A 7457-nucleotide genomic window follows, 5' to 3' on the forward strand; every position below is an offset into this window, starting at 1 on the left:
ACCGAGACGACGACCTGCTCACCACGCCGATGAGCAACCTCTGCGCCTTCGACGTGGCGCAGGGCCGGTTCGAGGCCGCGGAGGTCTCGGTGGCGCAGGCGCTGGAGATCAGCGAGGAGCGCGACGCCCCGATCTGTGCGGCGTGGCAGCTCGGCGTCCGGGCGCGGCTGCGGCTCCTGCAAGGGCGGTGGACGGAGGCCGAGGAGGACGCGCGCACCGTCCTGCGCGGCGGTGACCTGCCGCTGAGCCGGGTGTGGCCGCACCTGGTGCTCGGGCTGTTGCTGGCCCGCCGCGAGGCGCCGCCGGAGAACCCGCACCTCGACGAGCTGTGGCGGCTCGTGAACCGGCTCGACATCCCGGCGACGGTCGCCCCCGCCACGGCCGCGCTCGCGGAGAACGCCTGGATCACCCGGACCCCCGACCCCCGCCTGGAGCACCCGCTCGTCACCGGCCTGTCCACCCGGGACTACGCGGGCAAGGCGGCCGTGGTGGGCCAGCTGGACCGGTGGACCCGGCGGCTCGCAGGCGCGCCCGAGCCGTACACCGCCCCGTCGGACCAGCCCTACGAGCGGGCGTTGGCCGCCTGGGACGCGGGCTCCACCGAGGACCTCCTCGTGGCCCTGGACCTGTTCGACGAGCTCGGTGCCCGCGCCGCGGCCGACCTCGTCCGGGCCCGGCTGCGGGAGGTGGGCGTCAGCCGCATCCCGCGCGGTCGCCAGCCCACCACACGGGCCAACCCCGCCGGGCTCACGGCCCGGCAGCTCGACGTGCTCGCCCTGCTGGTCGAGGGCCTGAGCAACGCCGACATCGCCGCCAGGCTCGTCATCTCGCCCAGGACCGCCGACCACCACGTGTCGGCGATCCTGGGCAAGCTCGGCGTCCACAGCCGGGGCGCCGCGGCGGCGGCCGCCCGCAGGCTGGGGGTCGGCGTCACGCCGCCTGCCGCACGCGCGTGAGCCTGCTGTCGACCACGACGCCGAGGTAGACCCCGGCCGCCACGCCGACCGCGTACCCGACCACGTTGGCGGGCCGGTCCAGGTGGGTGACCACCTGGGCCAGCGCGACCACCGAGATCACGGCGTTGACGGCGCCGAGCGCGGCCGCGACGCGTTTGTTGCCGCGGGTCGCCATGGCGACCCGGACCTGCCACACCGCCACCTCGATCACGACGAGGACGGCGATCAGCACCGGTTGTCCGATGAGGGTCAGCACGGCGCTCACTCCCGCACACACGCGGTGACGACGACGTACTCCCACTCCATCACCGACGTGCCGGTGACGGAGTGCCTCGTCGCGACGGCGAGCAGGTCGCGGTCGAGCGCCGCGACCCGCTCCGGGTCGTCGGCGATGCCGCGGTAGGCCGCGACCGTCGGTCCGTAGACCTGCTTCCAGTGCGTCAGCCAGGCCTCGGCGGAGGCGAACCGGTCGACCCGGAGCACGTCGTGGAACACGGCCACGTCCGTCACCCGGTCGCCGAGCAGCCCGCGCACGTGGTCCACGTCGCCCCAGAGGGCGGGCGGCTGCACGCCGGGGGGCGGCGGGGCGACGTAGTTCTTCATCACCCGGAACATGTCCCCGACGAAGCTGTCGACGGACCAGCTGAGCAGCCCGATCGTGCCGCCCGGGCGGCACACCCGGACCAGCTCGTCGGCGGCCTGCCGGTGGTGCGGCGCGAACATCACCCCGACGCAGGACAGGACCGTGTCGAAGGAGTCGTCCGCGTAGGGCAGTGCCTCGGCGTCGCCCTCCTCGAAGTCGACGGTCACGCCGTGCTTCGCGGCGAACTCCCGCCCGGCCGGGAACAGCTCGGGGGTGAGGTCGGAGGCGGTCACCCGGGCCCCGGTGAGGGCGGCGGGTACGGCGGCGTTCCCGGCGCCGGCGGCCACGTCGAGCACTCGGTCGCCGGCGCGCACCCCGCTCGCCGCGACGAGCACGGGGCCCAGCTCGGGGATGATGTCGACGGCGACCGACGGGTAGTCGCCGAGCGCCCAGGTGGCGCGGTGCTTGGCCTTGAGGTCGCGGTCCGTGCCGGTGGTGGTGCTGGTGCTGGTGCTGGTCATGTCCTTCTCCTGTTCGCGGGGCTCTGGTGAACAAGGAGGACGGTAGGGACGCAGGGGGTGCGCCCACGTCGGCGTGGACACCCCATCTCGGCGGTGTGGGCACCCTAGATCGGGGCCCGGCCCCTCAGTCGAAGCGGCGGCGTAGGTAGTCCGACGTCGTGGTGTCCGCGGGCAGGAAGGACTCGATCGCGACCTCCTCGAGGGTGATGTCGAGGGGCGCGCCGAGCACCGAGACCGTGGAGAAGAAGGTGAGCGGGCCGTCCGGGTGCCGCAGGCGCAGCGGGAGGACGACGGCGTTGCGCGGGTGGGCGTGCGGGTCGAGGCCGAGGGTGCGGCAGTGGCCCACGAGCTCGTCGAGCAGGGCGCCGAGGCCGGGGTCGGCGGAGCGGTCGACCTGCCTGCGCAGCCGGGAGACCAGGTGGGCGGCGTACTCCGCGAGCCCGTCGACGTACCGGGCGAGGCCGCGGGGGTGCAGGCTCAGCCGCAGCACGTTGGCGGGCGGGGTGAGCAGCTGCGGGTCGACCAGCTCGACGAACACCGCGACCGCGCGGTTCGAGTCGACGAGGTCCCACTGGCCGTCGACCAGCACGGCGGGGAAGGGGTCGTGGGCCGCCAACAGGCGGTTGAGCGAGGTGTGGACCTCGGCGAGGTCGCCCGCGCCGAGGGAGCTCTGGCCGTAGACCGGGGCGAAGCCCGCCGCGACCAGCAGCTCGTTGCGGGCCCGCAGCGGCAGGTCGAGCTCCTCGGACAGGTGCAGGACCATCTCCCGGCTCGGCCTCGACCGGCCCGTCTCCAGGAAGGACAGGTGCCGGGCGGACACCTCGGCCCGCCCGCCGAGGTCGAGCTGGGTGAGCCTGCGGCGCTGCCGCCACTCCCGCAGCATGTCCCCGAACCCGGTCTCGACCACCGCCGCCGTCATGGTGGGCACGCTACGGGCGCGGCGGTCCGCGGGCGATGACGTCCGAGGTAATGGCCCGGCCGCGCCGGGCCGGGCAGGCTGCGGACATGGATCTCACCGACGAGATGTACGCGGCCATGCCCTTCACCCGGGTGCTCGGCGCGCAGGCCGTGGCGGCGACCCCCGAGGAGGTGCGGGTGCGGCTCGCGTGGACGCCCGAACGCTGCACCTCCGGCGGCCTGCTGCACGGGGGAGCCACGCTCGCCCTGGCCGACGCCGCGGGGGGCTGGTGCGGCTTCCTCAACCTGCCGGAGGGGGCGCGCGGGACGGCGACCACCTCGTCGTCGGCGAACTTCCTGCGGCCGGTCACGGGTGGGGCGGTGGAGGCGGTCGCCCGGGTGCTGAACGCCGGGCGCAGTGCCATCGTGGTGGTGGTCGACGTGCTCGACGAGCGCGGCAGGCTGACCGCGCGGGTGACGCAGAGCCAGGCCGTCCTCGGAGGAGTAGGGTCGTAAACGGAGGACCTTCCGATTACTCCTCCGATCCCACCGATGAACGAGGAGCGCACGGTGAAACTCGGCCTGCACATCGCGGACTTCACGTACCCGAGCGGCCCCAAGGGCCTCGCCGACGACCTCACTAGGATCGCCGTCGCGGCCGAGGAGGCCGGGCTCACGCGGGTCAGCGTGATGGACCACGTGTTCCAGATCGGGCCGGTCGGGCCCATCGAGAACGACATGCTGGAGGCGTACACGACCCTGGGGTACCTCGCGGCGCGCACCGAGCGCGTCGAGCTGCTGGCGTGGGTCACGGCCGTCAGCTACCGGGACCCCGGCCTGCTGGCCAAGATGGTGACGACGCTGGACGTGCTGTCGAAGGGCCGGGCGATGCTCGGCATCGGCGCCGCGTGGAACGAGGAGGAGTCCCGGGGGCTGGGGTTGTTCTTCCCCTCGACGAAGGAGCGCTTCGAGCGGCTCGAGGAGACGCTGCAGATCTGTCTGCAGATGTGGAGCGCCGAGGAGGGGCCGTACCGCGGCGAGCACTACACGTTGGAGCGCACGATGAACGTGCCGCAGTCGCTGCAGCGGCCGCACCCGCCGATCCTGATCGGCGGCGGCGGCGAGAAGAAGACGCTGCGGATGGTCGCCCGGTACGCGGACGCCTGCAACCTCTTCGACGGCCCGGACCTCCCGCACAAGCTCGACGTGCTCAGGAGGCACTGCGACGACCTCGGGCGGGACTACGCCGAGATCGAGAAGACGGTGATGGGCGGTGCCCTGGCCCAGGACCCCAAGACGGCCGTCGCCCACCTGGAGGAGCTCGCGACGCTCGGCATCCAGGAGTACCACGGCCTGGTGCCGAACGTCTCCGAGATCGAGCCCCTCCGCGTGCTGGGCACCGAGGTCGTCCCGGCGGTCGCAGCCCTCTAGCCACATCATGGAGCCACGACCGTCCTTCTCGGCGGTCGAGAGGGCGGTCGTGGCTCCATGAGGCGAGGGTCAGGCCGCGGCGTCGCGGCGGGCGACCTCCTGGCGGACCAGGGGGATGACCTGTTCGCCGAACTGCGTCGCGTCCTCCAGGAGGTCGTAGCCCCTGGCGGACAGGATGCGGACGCCGAGGTCGTAGTAGTCCATCAGCGCCGCGGCCACCGTCTCCGGGGTTCCGACGAGTGCGGTCGAGTTCCCGGCGCCGCCGGTGACCTTCGACGTGACCGTCCACAGTGCCCGGTCGTGGCGCTCGCCCTCGATGGCCAGCAGGCGCTGCGAGCCCGCGTTCTCCGGGTCCGTCAGCCTATGCCTGCGGGTGAGCTGCTGCCCGCCCGCGGTCCGCTCCTGGATCCGCGCGACGGTCGCGTGCGCCTTCTCCCAGGCCTCCTCCTCGGTGCGGCCCAGGATCGGCCGGAACGCGACCTGGAACGTCGGAGCGGGGCGCCCCGCCTCCTTGGCCAGCTGGGTGATGGTCGCGATCTGCTCGGCGGTGCCCGCCAGCGGCTCGCCCCAGAGCGCGTAGATGTCCGCCTCCTCGGCCCCGACCTTGTACGCGGCCTCGGAGGACCCGCCGAACGAGACGCGCGGGCGCGGCTTCTGCGCGGGCTCGACGTCGAGCGCGAAGTCGGTGAAGTCGTAGTGCTCGCCGTGGAAGTCCCACGGCTCCCGCTCGGTCCACGCCCGCTTCATGATCTGGATGGCCTCGCGGGTGCGGTCGTAGCGGCGGTCCTTGGGCAGGGTGTCGCCCTCGCGCTGCTGCTCGTGGTCGTTCCCGCCGGTGATGACGTGCAGGGTCAGCCGCCCGCCCGACATCGCGTCGAGCGTGGCGACGGTCTTGGCGGTGAAGGTCGGGTACGAGACGTTCGGCCGGTGCGCCAGCAGCAGCTGCAGCCGCTCGGTGTGGTCGGCGATGTAGGCCGCGGCCTGGGCCGGGTCCGGGCTGCCGGACCCGTAGGCGGTGAGGACGCGGTCCCAGCCGCTCGCCTCGTGCGCGCGGGCCAGGGCGAGGGTGAACTCGGGGTCGAAGGCGGGACCGGAGCGGGCACGGGTCTCCGTGCCGTCGTTCGTGGCTCCGATGCCGAGGAACTCGACGGGCATGGCGGTTTCTCCTGCGGTCGTGGGGGTGGCGGACGGCAGGGCCGGCTAGAGGGCCGAGGCGGTGCGGGCCAGGTCGATGTGCCGGCGGGAGACCAACGGCGTCATCCCTCCAATGCAGCACCACGACGGCGTCGGGTCAACCGGGTTGAGCAGGCCCGCACACCCGGGAATATGCGACGAGCCGACCGGGTGGGCGTGACCGGCACCGCAGCGGGAATGCGATCGGGGGGTCGCGGCGCTACCGTCAGGTGATGGACAAGGCACGTTCGACCTGGCCGGCCCTGCGCCGACACGTCGACCTGTGTCGCACCGCCGCGGCGCTCTAGCGCCCGCCCTCCCTTCCGCCACACCCATCGGAGAGAGGACTGTCGTGGCCGCCATCGCGATCGTGGGCGCCGGACCCCGAGGCGTCGGACTGCTCGAACGGCTCTCGGCCAACGCCCGCGAGCTGTACCCCGGCGACCTCGACGTCCACCTCGTCGACCCCTACCCCGCAGGTGCGGGGCGGATCTGGCGGGACGCCCAGTCGCCCCTGCTGGCGATGAACTCGATGGCCGCGGACGTCACGATGTGGACGGACGAGTCGGTCGTCTGCGAGGGCCCGATCGTGCCCGGCCCGTCGTTCTGGGAGTGGGCGCAGGCCGGGCCGGACGTGACCGGATGGCCCGCGGACATGCTCGCCGAGCTGCGGGCCGTCACCGCCTCGACCTTCCCGAGCCGCAGGCTGCAGAGCCGCTACCTGACCTCGGTGCTGCATGCCGTCGTCGCGGACCTCCCGCCGCAGGTCAGGGTGCACGTCCACGCGACGCGCGCCACGGGGCTGACCGAGCGCGGCGACACGCAGGTGCTCGCCCTCGAGGGTGAGCCGCCGATCGTGGCCGACGCCGTCGTCCTCGCCTCCGGGCACCTCGACGCCACCCCCGCCCCCGCCGAGCAGACGCTCCTCGCGCAGGCGCGGGCGCGCGGGCTGCGCTACGTCCCGCCGGAGCAGACCACGGACACGGACCTGTCGATCGTCGAGCCGGGGGAGACCGTGATCGCGCGGGGGCTCGGGCTCGCGTTCGTGGATCTCGTCGTGCTGTTGTTCGAGGGGCGTGGGGGCCGGTTCGTCGACGGCCGCGCGGGTCTGGACTACGTACCGTCGGGCCGCGAGCCCCGGCTCGTCGCCGGGTCGCCGCGCGGTGCCCCCTACCACGCGAAGCCGGAGTACCAGCTGCGCGCGGGCAGGCCGCCGTCGCCCCGGTTCCTCACCGCGGCGGCCACGGACGCCCTGCCGCAGCCGATCGACCTGGCCCGCGACCTGGGCGCGCTGATCGGCAAGGAGATCGCCTTCGGCTGGTACCACGAGCTGTTCGGCGGGCATCCCGAGCTGGTCACGTGCTCGTGGGAGGAGTTCCTCGCCCGGTTCGCGGAGCTGGGGTGGGGTACGCCCGAGATGGAGTCGCTGATCGCGGCGGCCGTGCCGGACCCGCAGGACCGCATCGACTTCGAGCGGCTCGACCGACCGTTCGACGGGCTCGCCGCGGACACGCTCGAGGAGCTCCAGCCGCTCGTCCGGGAGCGGATCGCGGAGGACCTGCGCCAGCACCAGGACGAGCGGCACACGCCGCACCTCGGCGCGTTCACCTCGATGTTGGCCGTGTACGGCGAGGTCATGCGCGTGCAGGGCGCGGGGATGCTCAGCGCGGAGTCGATCGCGCGCGACGTGCCGCGCTGGCAGAGCTTCTTCAACTCCGTCGCGAGCGGGCCGCCCGGCTTCCGGGTCCGGCAGATCCTGGCCCTGTCCGAGGCCGGGTACCTGCAGTTCCTCGGGCCCGGGATGTGGGTGGACCTCGACGACGACGGCTTCCGCGCGGGCAGCCGCTTCGCTCGTCTGACCGGTCGGTGCCGACACCGAGCTCGTCCGTTCCCGTC

At 73.5% G+C, this 7457-nt stretch carries 9 protein-coding genes; 4 read left to right on the forward strand and 5 right to left on the reverse strand.

Going from position 1 to position 7457, the window contains the following annotated elements; translation table 11 throughout:
• On the forward strand, positions 1-956 hold a 956-nt coding region (locus tag H5J29_RS14550; RefSeq protein WP_181781495.1), incomplete at its 5' end, for a helix-turn-helix transcriptional regulator.
• On the opposite strand, the gene H5J29_RS14555 is transcribed toward H5J29_RS14550, so the two are convergent.
• The 3 genes from H5J29_RS14555 to H5J29_RS14565 form a co-directional block, all read right to left on the reverse strand.
• Positions 931-1212 carry a DUF5698 domain-containing protein gene (locus tag H5J29_RS14555; RefSeq protein ID WP_181781496.1) on the reverse strand — a complete coding sequence of 94 codons (282 nt, stop codon included), beginning with the start codon at positions 1210-1212 and terminating at the stop codon, positions 931-933. The two genes, H5J29_RS14550 and H5J29_RS14555, sit on opposite strands and share 26 nt — an antisense overlap.
• 5 nt (positions 1213-1217) lie before the next feature.
• Positions 1218-2060 carry a class I SAM-dependent methyltransferase gene (locus tag H5J29_RS14560; protein ID WP_181781497.1) on the reverse strand — a complete coding sequence of 281 codons (843 nt, stop codon included), beginning with the start codon at positions 2058-2060 and terminating at the stop codon, positions 1218-1220.
• A gap of 124 nt (positions 2061-2184) precedes the next feature.
• Positions 2185-2979, reverse strand: a complete 795-nt coding sequence (locus H5J29_RS14565; RefSeq protein WP_181781498.1) for a helix-turn-helix domain-containing protein — start codon at positions 2977-2979, stop codon at positions 2185-2187.
• A gap of 86 nt (positions 2980-3065) precedes the next feature.
• Here H5J29_RS14565 and H5J29_RS14570 point away from each other — a divergent pair, with 86 nt between their 5' ends.
• Both H5J29_RS14570 and H5J29_RS14575 read left to right on the forward strand, forming a co-directional pair.
• Entirely contained in the window at positions 3066-3473 is a 408-nt protein-coding gene (locus H5J29_RS14570; protein WP_246393871.1) for a PaaI family thioesterase, read from the forward strand.
• Positions 3474-3527: 54 nt separating this feature from the next.
• The gene (locus H5J29_RS14575) at positions 3528-4388 is read left to right on the forward strand and encodes an LLM class F420-dependent oxidoreductase (RefSeq protein ID WP_181781502.1); all 861 of its coding nucleotides are present in this window, start codon (positions 3528-3530) and stop codon (positions 4386-4388) included.
• A 69-nt stretch (positions 4389-4457) separates the two neighbouring features.
• Here H5J29_RS14575 and H5J29_RS14580 read toward each other — a convergent pair whose 3' ends face one another.
• Both H5J29_RS14580 and H5J29_RS36560 read right to left on the reverse strand, forming a co-directional pair.
• Positions 4458-5543, reverse strand: coding sequence for an LLM class flavin-dependent oxidoreductase (locus H5J29_RS14580; protein ID WP_181781499.1), 1086 nt, complete (start codon positions 5541-5543; stop codon positions 4458-4460).
• Between the two features lie 45 nt (positions 5544-5588).
• Positions 5589-5924, reverse strand: a complete 336-nt coding sequence (locus tag H5J29_RS36560) for a putative leader peptide (protein WP_376768533.1) — start codon at positions 5922-5924, stop codon at positions 5589-5591.
• Here H5J29_RS36560 and H5J29_RS14585 point away from each other — a divergent pair.
• On the forward strand, positions 5914-7457 hold a 1544-nt coding region (locus tag H5J29_RS14585; RefSeq protein WP_181781500.1), incomplete at its 3' end, for an FAD/NAD(P)-binding protein. The two genes, H5J29_RS36560 and H5J29_RS14585, sit on opposite strands and share 11 nt — an antisense overlap.

The sequence above is a fragment of the Pseudonocardia pini genome, assembly GCF_013870575.1.
Lineage (GTDB): Bacteria > Actinomycetota > Actinomycetes > Mycobacteriales > Pseudonocardiaceae > Pseudonocardia > Pseudonocardia pini.